Below are 15,841 nucleotides of genomic sequence, written 5' to 3'. Positions count from 1 at the left end.
GGGGCGGGACGACGGTCGTCGTCCCGCCCCCGACGCATGAACGACCTCCGAGGAAGGGAGGAGAACGGAGGGGTACGGAGTTCAGCGGATGTTTCCGGTGTGTCCGCGCGGTCGCACCAGTCCCGCGTCGAACGCGGCGATGACGAGCTGCGCTCTGTCACGCGCGCCGGCTTTGGCGAGCAGGTGAGAGATATGCGTCTTGACGGTTTTGACGGATATCGTGAGCCGGGCGGCGATCTCATCGTTCGACAGGCCCCGCCCGACGAGGGTGAGCACCTCGACCTCCCTGCCGGTCAGCCGCCCCACCGGCGGACGCGGGTGCGAGCGCGGCGTCATCACGTAATGCTCGACGAGCCGGGTGAGGATCGACGGGGCGAAGAGGGACTCCCCGCGATGGGTGCGCCAGATCGCGTCGATGAGCTGCTCGGGCACGGTGTCCTTGAGGAGAAACCCCGAAGCACCGGCGTGCAGGGCTTCGTAGACGTACTCGTCCAGCTCGAACATGCTCAGCACGAGAATTCTGCTCGTCGCCAGTGCCGGATCGGCGCCGATCTCCCGGGTGGCCCTGAGCCCGTCGAGCCGGGGCATGCGCACATCCATCAGGATCACGTCGGGTCGGGTCGCTCGCGCCACGGCCAGCGCCTCCACGCCGTCGCCGGCCTCACCGACGACGGCCAGACCGGCCGCGTTGTCGATGACCATCGCGAGACTCCTGCGGAGTAAGGGCTGGTCATCGGCGAGCACCACCCGGACGGGGCGGTCGCCGTCGTTCACGTGCCGACCTCGTCCGGGATCCGGGCGACGACCCGGAAGCCTCCTTCGACGGCCGCGGCGTGGAGGCTGCCGCCGAGACCCGAGACGCGTTCCCGAAGGCCCGCCAGCCCGTGGCCCGCTCCGGGCCTCGCCGACCAGGGGCCTTCGGGGCCACCGTCGGGGCCACCGTCGGGACCGCTGTCGGGACCGCTGTCGGGACCGCTGTCGGCGACCGTGACCACCACCGTGCCCCCGTCCCGGTAGACGTGCACCGAGACGGTGGTGGGACCGGCGTGACGCGCCGAGTTGTTCAGGGCCTCCCGCACGATTTTGCAGATCGCGACCTGGACCCCCTGGGAGACCTCGCCCAGCGGTTCGAGGTCCAGCCGGGTACGAAGGCCGGTGATCTCGGTGCCGCGGACGATCGCGGGAAGCTGCTCCAGACTCTCCACGGGCAGCCGCGGAACCTCCTCGCCGCGGGAGTCTCCGGACGTGCGGAGCACGGTCAGCATGCGACGCAACTCGGCCGTCGCGTTCCTGCCCGCCGCCTCGATGTCCGCGAGGGCCTCCCGCAGCTCGGCGACGTCACGCCCGTCGGCGTTCGTGACCTGGCGGACCGCGGCGGCGCGAACGGTGATCAGTCCGAGGCCGTGGGAGACGATGTCGTGCAGGTCCCGCGCGATCCGCATCCGCTCCGCCAGCACCGCCTCCGTGGCGGCCCAGCTGGTGAGCCGCGCCTCGTAGTCGGCACGGGTGGCGCGCGTCCGCCGGACCGCCCAGACCGCGACGCCGATCGCGATCGCCGCGATCAGCGAGGGAACGACATCGGCGAGTGGTCCATCGGCTCCTGTCGCGAGAAGGACCGCGAGCAGCACGACGAACACCACGCCGCTGACCAGCCCGGCATGCGAGCGCCATACGGGCCGCTGAAGCGTGTTCATCACCGTCATCCTAGGCGCCGAGCCGAAGCCCTCGTCAGGTTCGGAACAAGGGCCAGGGCACATCACGCCGGTCTCCCCCGCTCGATCTCAGCCCTGGGTCCGACGGCCTCCGGTCCGAGACGCGCCGCCGGGTTTCGATCCGACGTCCGATGTGGGGACGGCCGTGCCCCGGTTGACTGATCGCCTCACCACGACTCACACGAGGGTTGAATGATCACTGTCGAACACGTCAGCAAACGGCGGGGAAGCACCCAGATCCTGTCCGACGTCGGTTTCGAGGCCCGACCGGGCCGCGTGACGGGCTTCCTCGGCCCGAACGGGGCGGGAAAGTCCTCGACACTCCGGATCATCCTGGGCCTGGACCGGGCGCAGGAGGGTGTCGCGCTCGTGTGCGGCCGGCCTTTCGCCCGGCTGAACCGCCCCTTGACCACCGTGGGCGCGCTGCTCGACGGGAGCGGAGCACACCGTTCCCGGACAGGGCGGGCCCACCTGCGCTGGGTCGCCGCGAGTAACGGCCTGCCCCGTGAGCGGGTCGACGAGGTCCTCGCCGTCGTCGGCCTGACGGAGGCCGCGGGAAAGCGCGTGAGCGGGTACTCGCTCGGCATGGGGCGACGTCTGGGCCTCGCGGCGGCTCTGCTGGGCGACCCGGAGGTGCTGGTGCTGGACGAGCCGATCAACGGGCTCGACCCCGGGGGCATCCGATGGATGCGGCGGTTCCTGCGCGATCGCGCCGCCGCGGGCCGGACCGTCCTGCTGTCGAGCCATCTCATGGGCGAACTCGCCGAGACCGTCGACGACGTCGTCGTCATCGACAGGGGGCGAATCGTGAGCCGTGGCACCCTGGCCGAGGTCACCGGCGACCACCGAACCCTTGAGGACGCCTTCTTCGCGCTGACCTCGGCGGGATCCGGCGACGCGACGCCGGGAGGCCGGTAGTGCGAATCGTCCGCGCGGAGTCGCTCAAGCTCCTCGGGTTACCGTCGGCCTGGATCGCCGTCGTGATCGGCCTCGTCGTGTCACCGGCGATCGCCTTCCTCAACGCGTCCACAACCGTGCGGGCGATCGAGAACGGCACCCTGACCGTTCCCGGCGGCGACGCCGGATACCAGGAGCTCGCGTTCGGCGTCCTCGGCGCGATCGTCCTCGGCGTGGTCGCCATCAGCAGCGAATACCTGACCGAGGGAGAGGAGTCGGCCGGCGCACGCCAGGTCACCACGAGTCTGACCGCCGTACCCTCCCGCACCCGGTTCCTCGCCGCGAAGACCACGGCGCTGGTCCTGACGGTGGCCGCACTGGCGACGGTCACGACCGCGGTGACCCTCACCGTCACCCGGGTCGTCCTCGGCGACCACGCCGCATCGCTCACCGCCGACACCGCTCCGCGCGTGCTCGGGGTCGTCCTGTACTGGGTGCTCACCTCTCTGCTGGCCTACGGCGTCACGCTGCTCACCCGCAACGGCGTCATACCGCTGACGGTGCTGATCCTGAACACCTCTCTCGTCTCGGTCACCTACCTCCTGTCCCGCGTGATCGACGCCGCGAACTATCTGCCGGACCTGGTCGGGGCACGGATGTTCCTCCGCGACGTCAGATCCTCCGTGCAGATCGCTCCGGTGACCGGCGGCCTGGTGATGACGTCCTGGGTGATCGCGGTACTCGCCCTCGGTGTCGCCGTGTTCCGGCGGAGAGACGCATGACCGTCACCTCGGGGCAGGCGCGGTCCCGTCGTGAGATCGTCAGGGACGCGTTCCGCGCCGAGTTCGTCAAACTGCTCACCCTGCCCGCCCTGTGGCTGACGACGTTCGGGACCTGGGGCGCGGCACTCGTCCTCGATGCCGCGTTCGTCGCCGCGGCGAGGCAGGGGCGAGGCGACGCGACCTCCACACTCGACGTCGGCCTGGCCGCCGTCGGATACCTGCAGGCCGGCTTCATCGTCCTCGGCGTCCTGGCCGCCACCTCGGAGTACGGTGGCGGCCAGATCCGGACGAGCCTGACGAGCATGCCCCGAAGGATCGAGCTGCAGCTCGTCAAGGCACTCGCCCTCGCCCTCGCGGCCGTCCCGGTCGCCGCCGTGACCGTCGCCGCCGGCGTGGTGATCGCCCGGTTCGCTCCGACGGACGTGGCGGCCCCCGTGGACGGTCACCGAGCGGCGCAGGCCGCGGCCGGGGCGATCGCCTACCTCGTCCTCACCACGTTGATCGCCTCCTCCCTCGCGACCGTCGTGAGGCGGAGTCTCCCGGCCGTCGCGGTCCTGCTCGGCCACTACTTCGTCGTCGGCCCGTACGTCCGGCATCACACGGGTCACGCCGCATACCTGCCCGACACGGCGGGCCGCGGCATGTGGCTCTCGGCCGGCACGGAGACCGGCACGTCGCTCGGTCAGTGGGAGGGCTCGCTACTCGTCCTTGCCTGGACGCTCGTCGCGCTCGCCACCGCAACCGTCGTCTTCGAACGCCGAGACGCCTGATCCGGCCTGACGACGCCCCCGTCCGCGTCCGGGGCGACCGACACGCCAGGCCACCGGCGCTCACCGCTCCGACCCTGCCCGATCGGTCCGCCGTGGCGCTCACGTGTTCAGGTCAGGCGAAATCGCCTCGGCAAACGCACCATCAACCCGAAATATGGATAATTGGTATCTCCTCAGGCCCGACAGCGGATGCTCATCTGAAGGTGTTCTCCTTCCCGGACGTGAGGAGTCACCCACGATGAAGATCCGCCGACTGCGTTCCGCCGTCCTCGCCGTGGCGCTGGGCGCCGGCGTCCTGGTCGGTACCGCCACCCAGACCGGCGCGGCCGCGGCCAGCGGAGGCTGGCCGACACCGGACTGGTACAAGGTGGGCCCTTTCCCCACCCGGGCCGAATGCGAGAGCTACTACGACGTCGACGCGCAGAGCGGTCTGTACAGCGGGCTCGTCGGCTGTCACTGGTTCGGGCGTGGCATTTATACGCCGGGCTACTACTACGAGTTGTACATCCCCTGAGCTTCACCAGGTGTGACCGTCGAGCCCGAGCCCTTGAAATACCCGAGGCGCGGGTCTCGAAGGAGTGACTCCGCAGCAGGCCGAGGCGTTCGAGGCGGCCCTCCGGAGGATTGTGCGGTGACAGTATCTCGGGAGATGCCCCGTCGAGACACTCGACGGGGCATCGTCGTGTTCAGAGCCGTCGCGCTCGTCGCCGAGGTCCTCCAGATCGTCGTGCTCCACCCCGGACACGTTCACCTGGGCGACTTGAGTCTGCCCCCAGGGCATGGTGTTCGCTCGTGAGCGCAACGACCGGTTCGAGCCCGAGAGGAACCCCCGATGGATGAACCAGGGTCCGGCGATCCCCGAAACACGACGAATCACCCGAACCCCGCGGCCCCGAGTCCTTTGACACAAGGGCGCTTCGGGCCGGCCGTCGACGACTCCCGGCCGTTCGGCGCGCATCTCCGCATGAGCCGGTGGAAGTCGCTCGTGGTCATCATCGTGCCGTCGCTGGTGCTGGTGGTCCTGCAGATTCTGCTCTACCAGATCGTCGGCGTCATCGAGGGCAGCGACGACCCCATGTCAGCCACCTTCACACCGTTGAAGTTCCTGGCCGTCAACCTGAGCGTGGGCGCGGCGGGCGCGCTGGCGATCCTGCTCCTGGTGTGGACGGCGAAGATACCGTGGCGCAGCCTGATCAGCTCACCACGAGCGTTCGACGCGCGCCGCCTGACGCAGTACCTTCTCGGCGCGGCGCTGCTGGTGGGCGCCGGGATCGGCGTCGTGGCGCTGGTCGCTCCCGACGCTCCCGGCTGGACGGCCTTCGGCGTGAGCACCACGACGATCATCATGCTGGTGATCATCCTCCTGACCACTCCGATACAGGCCGCCGGAGAGGAGTTGATGTTCCGAAGCGTCGTGCTGCCCGCCGCCGCATCCTGGGTGCGTGCGGTTCGCCCGGCCCTGGTCCTCGGAATCGTGGTCTCCAGCCTGGCCTTCGCGGTGCTCCACGGGTCGACCGACCCCTGGTTGTTCGGCTACTACGTCGTGATCGGCATCTGCACCGGGCTGATGGCGATCATCAGCGGGGGGATCGAGGCACCGGTCGCGTTCCACATCGCCAACAACGTCCTGGCGACGACCGTCAATACACTGATGGCGGACGGCGAGGCGTTCCCCCTCGACCGCTCCACCGATACCGGCGACGCATCCCTGCTGATCCTTGTCGCCGTCAACATCGGCATGGTCGTCCTCGTCCGGCTGCGCGAGCGGCGAGCAGCGGACGAGCCCGATGGATCCTGCGTCGTTGTCACATCCACGAAGAGAGATCGCCGGACGCGCGATATCGCATGAGGAGGCGAGCGATCCATGCCCTGGAGCACTCACGAGATAGCCGAGCTCGCGGGAACCACGGTGAAGACGGTGCGCTACTACCACGAGATCGGCCTGCTCGATGAGCCTGACCGCGAGCCCAACGGCTACAAGCGATACGAGATCCACCACCTCACCCGGCTTCTGCAGATCAGGCGACTGACCGGGCTGGGCGTGTCGCTCACACAGGTGGCCGCGATGGGAACGACCACCGACGGTCATGCCTCGGTCTTCCGGACCATCGACGCCGAACTCAAGGCGACGGTGGAACGGCTCCAGAACATCCGGCAGGAACTGGCCACACTGTCGGAGCCGGGCGCCTCGGCGGACGTGCCGACCGGGTTCAGCGGCGTCGCGGAGCAGCTGCGCGACAACGATCGAGCGCTCCTCATGATCTACGCCCAGCTCTTCTCCGACGAGTCGATGGAGTCCGTACGGCGAACCCTTGAGGCACGCCCCAACGTCGCACTCGACGAGGAGTTCCGTGACCTTCCCGAGGACGCCGACGAGGCCGCTCGACAGGCCCTGGCCGAGAAGATCGCACCGTTCGTCAACGGTGCGACCACCGATCACTCGGTCACGTTGGAGCCCAGGTCCTCCACCCCGCGGCAGGTGCGAGCGGCCCAAAGCGCCGTCGGCCATGCCCTCGAAGCCCTCTACAACCACGCTCAGCTCGACGTGCTGCGTCGGGCACACATGATCAGCACAGCCAACGGCGACGCACGCTCGGTGTCGCGCGACGAGTCGAAGGAATCTCCCGGAGACGACAGCACGGCGTGAGCATCCGGCCCAGCCTTGAGGTCCTCCGGGCCTGATGGGGACTCGCGCCACCTGACTCCTCAGCTTCGAACAGCACGACCGTCAAAGGAGACGCCCGCCGAAAACCCCCGCGGCCCGCGTCAGCGGAGGGGGTCGAGGTCGGCCAGGGCGGCGGGCTGCTTGCCGGTGGTGATCTGCTCGGCCAGCAGCCTGCCCGTGATCGGACCGTGGGCCAGGCCCCACATGCCGTGACCACCCGCCACGTAGACGGTGGGGGCCACCGTCGCGCCGACGAGCGGCCGTCCGTCCGGGGTGACGGGGCGGGGCCCCACCCAGACGTCGGTACGCTCCTCCCAGCGCACACCCCGCAGAAGCGGCCGGACGGAGGCGACGAGGGCCTCCAGCCGGGCGGGCACCTGCGGGGCGTCCGGGTCGCGAAACTCCATGGTCCCCGCCACCCGCAGCCCGTCGCGGTACGGCGTGCACGCCACCCGCTCCTCGGGCAGGTAGATGGGGCCGGGGACAGGATGGTCGACCGGCACGGTGAAGGAGTAACCGCGACCGGCCCGCACCGGGACACGCACGCCCCACTGCCGGGCCAGGCGGGGCAGCCAGGCGCCGGTGGCCAGCACCACCGCGTCGGCGGACAGCACGGTGCCCTTGGCCGAGCGGACGATCACCTTCCTGTCGTCGGTGCGCACCTCGTCGACCTCGACGGCGTACACGGTCGCGCCGCGTCGCATGACGGCCTTTCCCAGGGCGTGCACGAAGGCGCCCGGGTCGACGTAGCGCTGACCGTCGATCCGCACCCCCGTCTTCAGCGCCTCACCGGCGAGCGGGACATGCTCGGCCAGCCCAGCGCCGTTCAGCACGGTGTGCTCGACCGTCTGCCCGGCCGCCCCCAGCCTGCGCAGCTCGCGCAGCAGGCTCTCGGCCTGACGTGGCGTACGGAACGCCGCGGTGATCGGCGCCGCGACGACGGGTGCGGACACACCGTTGGCGGCGAGCACCTCGTAGGCCTCGACGCATTCGTCGTTGAGCGGCAGGTTGGCGCGCGCGGCGCGGGTCCACGACCGCCAGTGGCTGTTGGCGGCGAAGCGGGCCAGGAAACTCCACAGGCCCGGATCGAGGGTCGCGGGCACATGCAGCGGCGCGGCCGGGTTGAGCAGCGAGCGCAGGCCGTAGCGCAGGACGGCGGGTTCGTTGAGCGGGATGGCCAGGCCAGGCGCGATCCAGCCGGCGTTGCCCCAGGACGCGCCGGCCGCCACGCCGCCGCGGTCGACCACGTCGACCTGGACGCCACGCTCCTGCAGGAACCACGCGGTCGACAGACCCACGATGCCCGCGCCAACCACGATCACCGATCGCGGCCAGTTGCCGACCATGCCAACCTCCAACAGGTACGAACGTCGATGTCCTGGCCAGGATGGCGCGGGCGGTGACCGGCGGCGTTGTGAGCGGGCGACAATCGCGGCGCCGCCGTTGTGGATCCCGCACAACGCCGCCACCGGGAACGGTGACGGGTCCTGATCAGGTCATCGGCGAGGTTCGTCCTCCAACGCGGCCAACATGATGGTCATGGCCAGGCGCCGACGGGCGTCGTACAGGTCCAGCGGACTCAGCTCGTCCATTTTGCGGAGCCGGTTACGGACGGTGTTGGGATGCACCCCGAGCCGCTCGGCGGCCAGGGTGAGGTCGCCCTGGCTCTCCAGCCAGGCCCGCAGCGTGGCGACGAAGCACGTGCCGTGCCGGGTGTCGTGCCGCAGCAGCGCGCCCAGTGGCCCGCGGGCCGGTGCCCGGCCGGTCCGCGCGGCCGCGCGCAGCCGCCGCAGCAGGATGTCGTCCCAGGACTCGTCGTAGGCGGGCGGCACGGTCCCGGGCTCGGCGCTCTCGTGCAGCGCCAGGCACTCGTCGGCCTCCTGGCGGCCCGCGGCCAGGTCCGCCGCCTCGGCGGGTGCGCCGATCCCGGCCATGACGCGCACCTGGGCGGGCAGTTCGGAGCGCAGGGCCGCGATCCACTGCCTGGCCGCCTCGGCCCGCTCGGCCGGCAGGATGGTGTAGAGGGTGTCGCCGAGCAGCGCGCTGCGCCCGGGCCTGGACCAGCCGAAGCCGGTGGTGGCCTGCTCAAGGGCGAGCAGCAGCGCGGCGTGACGATCGTCGGGGGTGTACGCGCGGATCGCGATGACGCGGATCGCCCGCGGGGCGAGACCCAACCGGCTGATCACCGTCGCGGCGTCGGCGCTGCCCTCCAGCAGTCGGATGACCAGGTCGGACTCCACCTGCCGCTCCAGGTCGGCGCTGGCCCGGGAGCGCAGCAGATGCAGGGCGACGGTGCGCGCGCCGTCGACCAGAGCCCGGCGGCGGTCGCCCGTCAGCGGGTCGGCGCAACTGACCCACACCGAACCGAGCAGCTCGCGGCCGGCCCGCACCGCCACCGCCATCCGCCCGGTCAGGCCGTGCCCGGCGTCGGCGGGGACGAACACCGGCTCGTTCGTCGCCGCCAGGCGGGTGAACACCTCCTGTCGCCGGAACAGCTCGCGCAGCCGTTCCGGGACCCGCCGCCCGAGGATGGTCTCCAGCCGGGCCGGATCTCCCGCTTGCTGGGAGCGGGAGTAGGCCAGCACCTGCGAGTGCCGGTCCTCGATGGTCACCGCGCCGCCGATGACGTCGGCCAGGTTGTCGGCCAGGGCGAACAGGTCGGTGGGGCCTCGTCCCGAGGCGGTCTCGCGGCTCTCCAGCACCAACCCGTACACCACGCCGGCCAGCTGACTCCAGGAGACGGCGGGGTCGGCCAGCAACACGGCCACTCCGTATTGGTCGGCGATCGCGGCGGCCTCCCGCTCGACGTCCGCACCGCTCCCGCTCTCGTCGCCGGTTCGAGGGGGGCGTACCAGGACCGCTGTGGCCCTGTCCGCGGCCGCCCACCGCACCGCCTCGGCGAGTGAGGAGGCTCCGACGGCGAGGAGCAGGTCGCCCGCGACGTGGTGGTCGGTGGAGTCCGGTATCGCCACGCTGCGCAGCCACGCCGAGCGCGCCTCGGGACGGCCGTACAGCCGCACGCCGTACCCGCCGAGCACGTTCACCAGACGGTCCAATGTGATCATGTTCAGCTCCGGGTGATCGGAAAGAGGGCGGATCGCTCCACCCTCTTTCGTGATGTCAGGCGGCCTCGTGCCGCCGTTGGCAGTCGATGCAGGTGCGTGCCAGCGGCCGGACCTTGAGCCGTTCGAACGGGATGGGGGCCTGGCAGTGGGTGCAGCGCCCGTAGGCGTCGGTCGCCAGCCGCTCGCAGGCATGGGACAGCTCCGCGACGGCGCGCTCGGCAGCGGTGATCGAGACGACCAGTTCCTGCCAGGTGCCGTCGGCGCCGCTGCTTTCCCGCTCCTGGACCCGCAGGCCGTCCAGGTGCCTGCTGCGCTGCTCCAGCTGCTCCAGCAGGTCCTGGCGCAGCGCGTGGAGCTGAACGCTGCTGAGATGTGATGTCGTGTGGCCGTCGGTCATGATCATGTGATCCTTTCCATGATGGGGCGGGGAGGTGTTGGAGGAGGTCCCGCGCGGGGCCTCTCTCGCGTCGCGGCACGTCAGCGGGCGGACAGGCCGAGGCCGGCCGCCAGGGGTCGGCCGCGGGCACAGCGGCACCAGGCCGCGGACGGCCGCGTGCTGAGCCCGCGGCGCCGCGCCGCCCGGGAGCCTCAGGGGCGCGCGACCGGCGCGGAGGCTCCGTGAACCGGCGCGACAACCGCCATGGCGATGATCGGCTCCTGGCGGACGCCGACAGGAAAGGCGGCACGGCGAAAGCACCCCGAACGCAGGGGTGACTTCGAACGAAGACGGCCTGCCGCTTCTCCTACCAAGGGGACGATCGCGAGACGTCTTCAGGACGCGACGGCACGCCCGCGCCGACGCCAGGCAAAGGCATGGTGCGGGCATGGTGCGGGCGTGGGGGTGCACCGGATGCGCCGTCGTCGGACTCCGCGGCGCGTGGCCGCGGAGCCCGACGGGAAGACATCGGCTAGATCAGCGGGGGGCTGCGCGATCCCGTGATGCGGTGAGCCAGCTGCTGAGGCTCGCGCAGCGCATCAGCGTCCGAGCCCGGCGACGGCAACAGCACCAGATGCGCTAGCTCGCCGCGTGTGAGCGGCCGCAGGGACAGCACCTGGTGCGCGCGGGCGTCGCCCGCCTGCGGCGGCAGGCCGGTCAGGTCGGCGTCCCATCCTCCGGGCTCCCAGACCGGGCCGGAGGCCGAACTCTGGGTAACCGTCGAGGCGCCGCAGCTCACCTTGCACGAAGCACCGGCCAGCACCAGGGACAACAGAACCAGGCCCATCACGCCGACGAGCGCGATGGACCCCTGTGGAGTTCTCCACGGTCCCGTCATACGGCCGACCATAGCCCACCCCACCGGAAAAGACATTTCACGGCATCAGCCACATGATCCATGAGTAGGCCGACAATGCCTGGTGAGCCGGGGCGGGGGGTCATCCGCCGGGGGCCCGCGTCTCCCCGCCGTCAAAGCGTGGCATGACGTCCAGCGATTCCCCGCATGCCTTTGGGCGGCTGATCGCGATCGAACACGGCGGCGCCCCTGAAGGAAGGGGCGCCCCTCACTACTCGTCTTACTCGCCGATCTTCTTCGCATACAAGGTGATCAACGTGTCGACCGTCACCTTCCGGCCGGCGGCGGGCGTCTGCCTGGTCACCACCCAGTTTCGGTCATACACCTGGAAGCGGTTTTGCCCGGTGGCGTCCTTGTCGTTCAGGATGTAGAAGCCTGCGGCCTGCATGGTGTCCTGCCCCTCCTGCAGGTTCATTCCGACAACATCCGGCAGGACCTTCTTCTCCGCCGCCTCTTCCTTCTCCTCGGTCGGGGCGGGAGGGGGCTCCTTGTCGTCCTGCTCGGTCGGCTCGGGGCTCTTCTCCACAGGTGCCGGCGCGGTGACGGTCACGACAGGCGCCGCGGTGTCCGCACCCGCCCCACATCCGGCGAGAGCGGCGACGACTGCGGCGATCACGATCGAGCCGGCGATTCTCATGCGGGCACTCCTGTGTTGTGGTGAACGGATAGGTGAGGACGGTTCGGACTGCCTGCTGGTTGACCAGTGAACGTCGTTCTGTTGGGGTGCCAGGATTCGATGCTTCACTCACCGTGAAAGGGCAGGGGCACAGGCCACGTCCTGAGCGGTGATGTGCCGATGATCCCTGAGCACCGCCAATCCGCCTTCAAGATCGAGCGTAGGGAATAACAGATTCCGCTGAGACTCATCAGGCTCTGTTCGCCAAGGTTGGCCGCATCGGAACCGCCGTAACGGGGGTGCCCTACCGTAAACGAATCCGCCACATCGGGATCCACCCGCGCGTGGCGCGGGCGACGGTCGCCGACCGGGTGTTCGGCGGCCGAAGGATCGCGACCACCGCCCGGAGGTGCTCCGCACCCACGTCGAGAAGGTGCGGGCGGCCATTCCGGCGAAAAATCTGCTCATATCCAGGGAGAGGACGGGTGGAGCCGCTTTGTCAATGCCTGGGGGCACCGATTCCGGATATGCCATTTTCTCAGGTGAATGAACGGGTCGCGTTCCGCCGGAAAAGGCCACATCAGCAGCCGAATCCAATCGGCCAGGATCGATGGGACGTCATACGCCCGTAACATGGATCTTGCGGGGTAAATCGGTCGCCGGTATTATGAGCGTATGGGAGCGCTCCCACCAAGTGTGGAGATGTTTCGTCCCCGACTACGCGCTGACGTACGATGGGTCGAGTTCCCCGGGGGAATTCATGTTTACGGGGATTACGGGGCGGCTACACTGCGCGGACCCCACGCGCTTGCTCTGCTGGAACGATTGGCGCCACGCCTCGACGGGGTCCTGACCCTGGGCGAGCTGACCTCGGGCCTACCCGAGGCTCAGCGCGACCTGGTCACCGGCCTGGTCGGACGGCTGGCCGATCTGCGGTTCGTCGTGGACGACACCGGGGCTGCGGCTCACGGGTTGTCCGCCGAGGAGCTGGAGACCTACGCGGCCGAGATCGCGTTCGCCGGGCACCCAGGGCGGTTCGCCCGGGTGCGGAACTCGGTGCTGCGTGTCACGGGGACCGGGGTGCTGGTTCCGGCGTTGGTCGAGTGTCTCCGGTCGGTGGGCTGGCGCGAGGCGGTGGCCTCGGGCGGGGACGTTCTGGTGCAGGTCAGCACCTCCCGGGAGGAACTCCTGGCCGAGGCGCTCGCCTGCCCCGCCGACGTGGTGCTCGCGCAGGTGCTGGTCTGCGACGACGAGGCCTGGCTGACCTCCGCGGGACCGCCCGGGGAGACCGACGCGGCCACCGGGTGGAGGCGGTTGTCCCTCCGCGAGGGGACGCGGGGCGACTGGTTGCGCGGCGCGGTCCCCCGCGTGCTGGCGTCCCAGGTGGCCCTGGAGGTCTTCTCGGCGGTGACGGGGCTCACGAAGCCGCGGCGCGCGTTCACACGCGTTGATCTGCGCGGTTTGGAGAGCACGATCCACCGCTTCGCGGGGCTGCGCCGGGACCCGGCGGAGGTGTCCGGAGCCGCCCGCGCGTCGCGGACGTCGGCGGGCGGCGGGGAGCGCGACGCCGGCGACGGGAGCCCGAAGCTTCCGGGTGCGGCGGGAGTCGGTGGGCACGACGCCCCGGGCAACGCGGGAGCCCGGGACCGATTTTTCGCGCTCTGTCGTGATCTGGTGGACCCCCGGATGGGGGTGATCACGGTTCTCGACGAAGGCGCCTATCCGCAGGGGCCGCTCTCCGTCGTGCGGGCGCTGGTCGGTGACCGCGAGGTCGTCGGGTGGGGCGCGGATCACGACACGGCGCGGTTGCGGTGCCTGCTGGCGGTGTTCGCGGCGGACTCCGGCGACGGTTTCCTCGGTGCGGGGCTGACTTGGGAGGACGCCGTCTCCGCGGCCCACAGGCAGCGTCTCGAAGCCGAGGCGGCGATGGTGGAGACGGGGGACGAGGTACTTGTGCCGCAGGACGGGCCGCTCTGGCGGCAGGTCGTGGCGTCCGGTGAGGTGCCGATCGTCCGGAAGATCCCGGGGTCGATGGCATTGCGGTTCGAGGTGCCGAACCGCCCGCCGATCGTGTCGCTCGGGTTGCACGACGGGCTGGAGCGGGTGTTACTGCGGGCGCAGACCGGCCTCGAACCGCCCGTGCGGTGGGCGAGCGAAGGACATCCGATCGGCGGAGCCGCCGTCTCGGTGTCCGTCGACGGACCGGCGTTCGTGGCGCGGGTGACGTCGTGATCGCCGACGTGGTGGGGTCGGGGCGGCTCTTCGAAGCGATCAGGGCGCGGGTGCGGTCGGGCGGGATCGTCGTGGTCGCCAGCGACGCCGACGACATCGAGCGGCGGCACTACGAGGTGCCGTGGTTGCCCGTACACACCGAAGCAGGACATGTCGTGATCGGTCCCACCGCCTTCCCCGGCAGGCCTGGCTGTCCCACCTGTGTGGAGCGGCGGCGCGCCGGGAACCGGGAGCACTTCCAGACACGTCTGCGCGACCGCCCCGCCCCCCTCACCTCCCTCGTGGCCGGGACGGTCGGCGAACTGGTGGCCCAAGAGGTGGAGAACCTGCTGGCCGACCCGTCGGCCGCGCTGACGAACGGCGCGATGCTCCGGATGCCGGTCCTGACCGGCGCGCTGGAACGCCACCCGTTCCTGCCCGACCCGTTCTGCGAGGTCTGCGGAGAGCGGCCACCCGACGAGCCACGCCCGTTCGTCTTCACGCCGCAGCCGAAGGTATCGGGTTTCCGGGTCACCACCCTTGACCTCGCCGACCTGGAACGCCGCTACGTCGACCCGGAGACGGGCGTCGTGCGTTCGCTGGCCGCCGACGCGCGGGACGGCGCGATCGCCGTGGCACGACTGAACCCCGCGCGGGCCGCCCACGAGAGCCACCACGGGTTCGGGCGGTGCGAGGACGTGCCCGCCGCGAAGGCGACCGCCGTCGCCGAGGCACTCGAACGGCTGGCCGGGTTCTCACCGCGCGGGCGCCGAACCACCGTCAGGGCCGCGTTCGACGACATCGCCGACCAGGCGCTCGACCCGCGCCACCTGGGGTTGTATCCCGACGACTGGTACGACCGGCCCGGTTTCTGGTTCACCCGGTTCGACCCGACGCGGGAGACCGCCTGGGTCTGGGGCCACTCGTTCCAGCGGGGCGGGCCGGTGCTGGTGCCGGAGACGTTCGCCTACTTCGGCCCCCGGCCCGACCGGGGCTTCGCCTACGAGTGTTCCAACGGCTGCGCCCTCGGCGGGTCGCTCGCGGAGGCGATCCTCTACGGCCTGCTGGAGGTCGCCGAGCGGGACGCCTTCCTGACCACCTGGTACGCCCGCCTCCCGCTCCCCCGGGTCGACCTGCGTTCGGCGCGCGACCGGCGCGTCCCGATGACCGCCCAGCGGATCGGCGACCGGCTCGGCTACGACGTCCACGCCCACGTGGTCACCCTCGAACAGGGATTGCCGGTCTTCTGGATCACCGCCGTCGACCGGTCGGGGCGGCCGGACCGGCCGAAGGCGATGTGCGGCGGCGCCGCCCACCTCGACCCCGAACGGGCCCTGCGCCGGGCCCTGGACGAGCTGGGTCCGATGCTCGCCAATCACGTCGCCCGTTATGACGAGAGCGAGGCGGCCCGGCTGGTGGCCGACTCCGACGAGGTGCGCCTGCTGGAGCACCACCCGATGGTGTACGGGCACCCGAAGGCGTACGAGCGGCTGGAATTCCTGTCGGACGGCACCGAGACGACGGTCGGCGAGCTGCCGGAGTGGCCGGCCCACGACGACCTGACCGACGACCTGCGTGACCTGGTGGCCCGGTTCCTGGTCAGCGGCATGGACGTGATCGCCGTCGACACCACCTCACCCGAGGCGGCGACGGGCGGATTCGCCTGCGCGAAGGTGATCGTGCCGGGAGCGGTGCCGATCACGTTCGGTCACCACCACCGGCGGGTGCACGGGCTTCCTCGGCTACTGACACGGGGCCGCGCGATCGGCTACCTCGACCACGACCTCGCGGTGGGCGATCTCAGCCCCTATCCGCACCCGTTCCCGTGAGG

Annotated in this window: 15 protein-coding genes; 8 read left to right on the top strand and 7 right to left on the bottom strand. The window is 70.6% G+C overall.

The window, feature by feature from the left end:
- Window positions 1-81: 81 nt before the first annotated feature.
- Window positions 82-774: a response regulator gene (locus ABT352_RS23720; RefSeq protein ID WP_350947086.1), complete on the bottom strand. Its 693-nt coding sequence runs from the start codon at window positions 772-774 to the stop codon at window positions 82-84.
- On the bottom strand, window positions 771-1,694 hold the full coding sequence (locus ABT352_RS23715; protein WP_350947085.1) for a sensor histidine kinase: 924 nt from the start codon (window positions 1,692-1,694) through the stop codon (window positions 771-773). Before ABT352_RS23715 ends, ABT352_RS23720 begins: the two co-directional genes overlap by 4 nt.
- Before the next feature lie 210 nt (window positions 1,695-1,904).
- Between ABT352_RS23715 and ABT352_RS23710 the strand changes: the two genes are divergently transcribed.
- The 6 genes from ABT352_RS23710 (at window position 1,905) to ABT352_RS23685 (ending at window position 6,808) form a co-directional block, all read left to right on the top strand.
- Window positions 1,905-2,630, top strand: coding sequence for an ABC transporter ATP-binding protein (locus tag ABT352_RS23710; protein ID WP_350947084.1), 726 nt, complete (start codon window positions 1,905-1,907; stop codon window positions 2,628-2,630).
- Entirely contained in the window at window positions 2,630-3,391 is a 762-nt protein-coding gene (locus tag ABT352_RS23705; RefSeq protein ID WP_350947083.1) for an ABC transporter permease, read from the top strand. Before ABT352_RS23710 ends, ABT352_RS23705 begins: the two co-directional genes overlap by 1 nt.
- The gene (locus ABT352_RS23700) at window positions 3,388-4,161 is read left to right on the top strand and encodes an ABC transporter permease (protein ID WP_350947082.1); all 774 of its coding nucleotides are present in this window, start codon (window positions 3,388-3,390) and stop codon (window positions 4,159-4,161) included. The genes ABT352_RS23705 and ABT352_RS23700 overlap by 4 nt, the downstream gene beginning before the upstream one ends.
- 238 nt (window positions 4,162-4,399) lie before the next feature.
- Window positions 4,400-4,675, top strand: a complete 276-nt coding sequence (locus tag ABT352_RS23695) for a hypothetical protein (protein WP_350947081.1) — start codon at window positions 4,400-4,402, stop codon at window positions 4,673-4,675.
- 450 nt (window positions 4,676-5,125) lie between these two features.
- Window positions 5,126-6,010, top strand: a complete 885-nt coding sequence (locus ABT352_RS23690; RefSeq protein ID WP_350947080.1) for a CPBP family intramembrane glutamic endopeptidase — start codon at window positions 5,126-5,128, stop codon at window positions 6,008-6,010.
- 15 nt (window positions 6,011-6,025) lie between these two features.
- Window positions 6,026-6,808, top strand: coding sequence for a helix-turn-helix domain-containing protein (locus tag ABT352_RS23685; RefSeq protein WP_350947079.1), 783 nt, complete (start codon window positions 6,026-6,028; stop codon window positions 6,806-6,808).
- 119 nt (window positions 6,809-6,927) lie between these two features.
- On the opposite strand, the gene ABT352_RS23680 is transcribed toward ABT352_RS23685, so the two are convergent.
- From ABT352_RS23680 to ABT352_RS23660, 5 genes are all read right to left on the bottom strand, one after another.
- Window positions 6,928-8,172, bottom strand: coding sequence for an NAD(P)/FAD-dependent oxidoreductase (locus ABT352_RS23680; protein ID WP_350947078.1), 1,245 nt, complete (start codon window positions 8,170-8,172; stop codon window positions 6,928-6,930).
- Between the two features lie 150 nt (window positions 8,173-8,322).
- Window positions 8,323-9,891, bottom strand: coding sequence for a PucR family transcriptional regulator (locus tag ABT352_RS23675; RefSeq protein WP_350947077.1), 1,569 nt, complete (start codon window positions 9,889-9,891; stop codon window positions 8,323-8,325).
- Window positions 9,892-9,946: 55 nt separating this feature from the next.
- Window positions 9,947-10,288, bottom strand: coding sequence for a TraR/DksA family transcriptional regulator (locus tag ABT352_RS23670; protein ID WP_350947076.1), 342 nt, complete (start codon window positions 10,286-10,288; stop codon window positions 9,947-9,949).
- Window positions 10,289-10,799: 511 nt separating this feature from the next.
- Complete coding sequence (locus tag ABT352_RS23665; RefSeq protein WP_350947075.1) at window positions 10,800-11,189, bottom strand: hypothetical protein; 390 nt, start codon at window positions 11,187-11,189, stop codon at window positions 10,800-10,802.
- Window positions 11,190-11,403: 214 nt separating this feature from the next.
- Window positions 11,404-11,733 (bottom strand): PASTA domain-containing protein, encoded by a 330-nt coding sequence (locus tag ABT352_RS23660; protein WP_350947074.1) that lies wholly within the window; start codon window positions 11,731-11,733, stop codon window positions 11,404-11,406.
- An 891-nt stretch (window positions 11,734-12,624) separates the two neighbouring features.
- On the opposite strand from ABT352_RS23660, the gene ABT352_RS23655 reads away from it, so the two are divergent.
- Both ABT352_RS23655 and ABT352_RS23650 read left to right on the top strand, forming a co-directional pair.
- A complete protein-coding gene (locus tag ABT352_RS23655; RefSeq protein WP_350947073.1) occupies window positions 12,625-14,031 on the top strand; it encodes a hypothetical protein in 1,407 nt (468 codons plus the stop codon).
- Entirely contained in the window at window positions 14,028-15,839 is a 1,812-nt protein-coding gene (locus tag ABT352_RS23650; RefSeq protein WP_350947072.1) for a TOMM precursor leader peptide-binding protein, read from the top strand. The genes ABT352_RS23655 and ABT352_RS23650 overlap by 4 nt, the downstream gene beginning before the upstream one ends.
- Window positions 15,840-15,841 lie beyond the last annotated feature (2 nt).

Origin of the sequence: Streptosporangium sp. NPDC000563, from assembly GCF_040299985.1 — a bacterium.
GTDB lineage: Bacteria > Actinomycetota > Actinomycetes > Streptosporangiales > Streptosporangiaceae > Streptosporangium.
The sequence above is the reverse complement of the archived record's forward strand: the minus strand, read 5'-3'. Positions and strand labels throughout refer to the sequence as shown.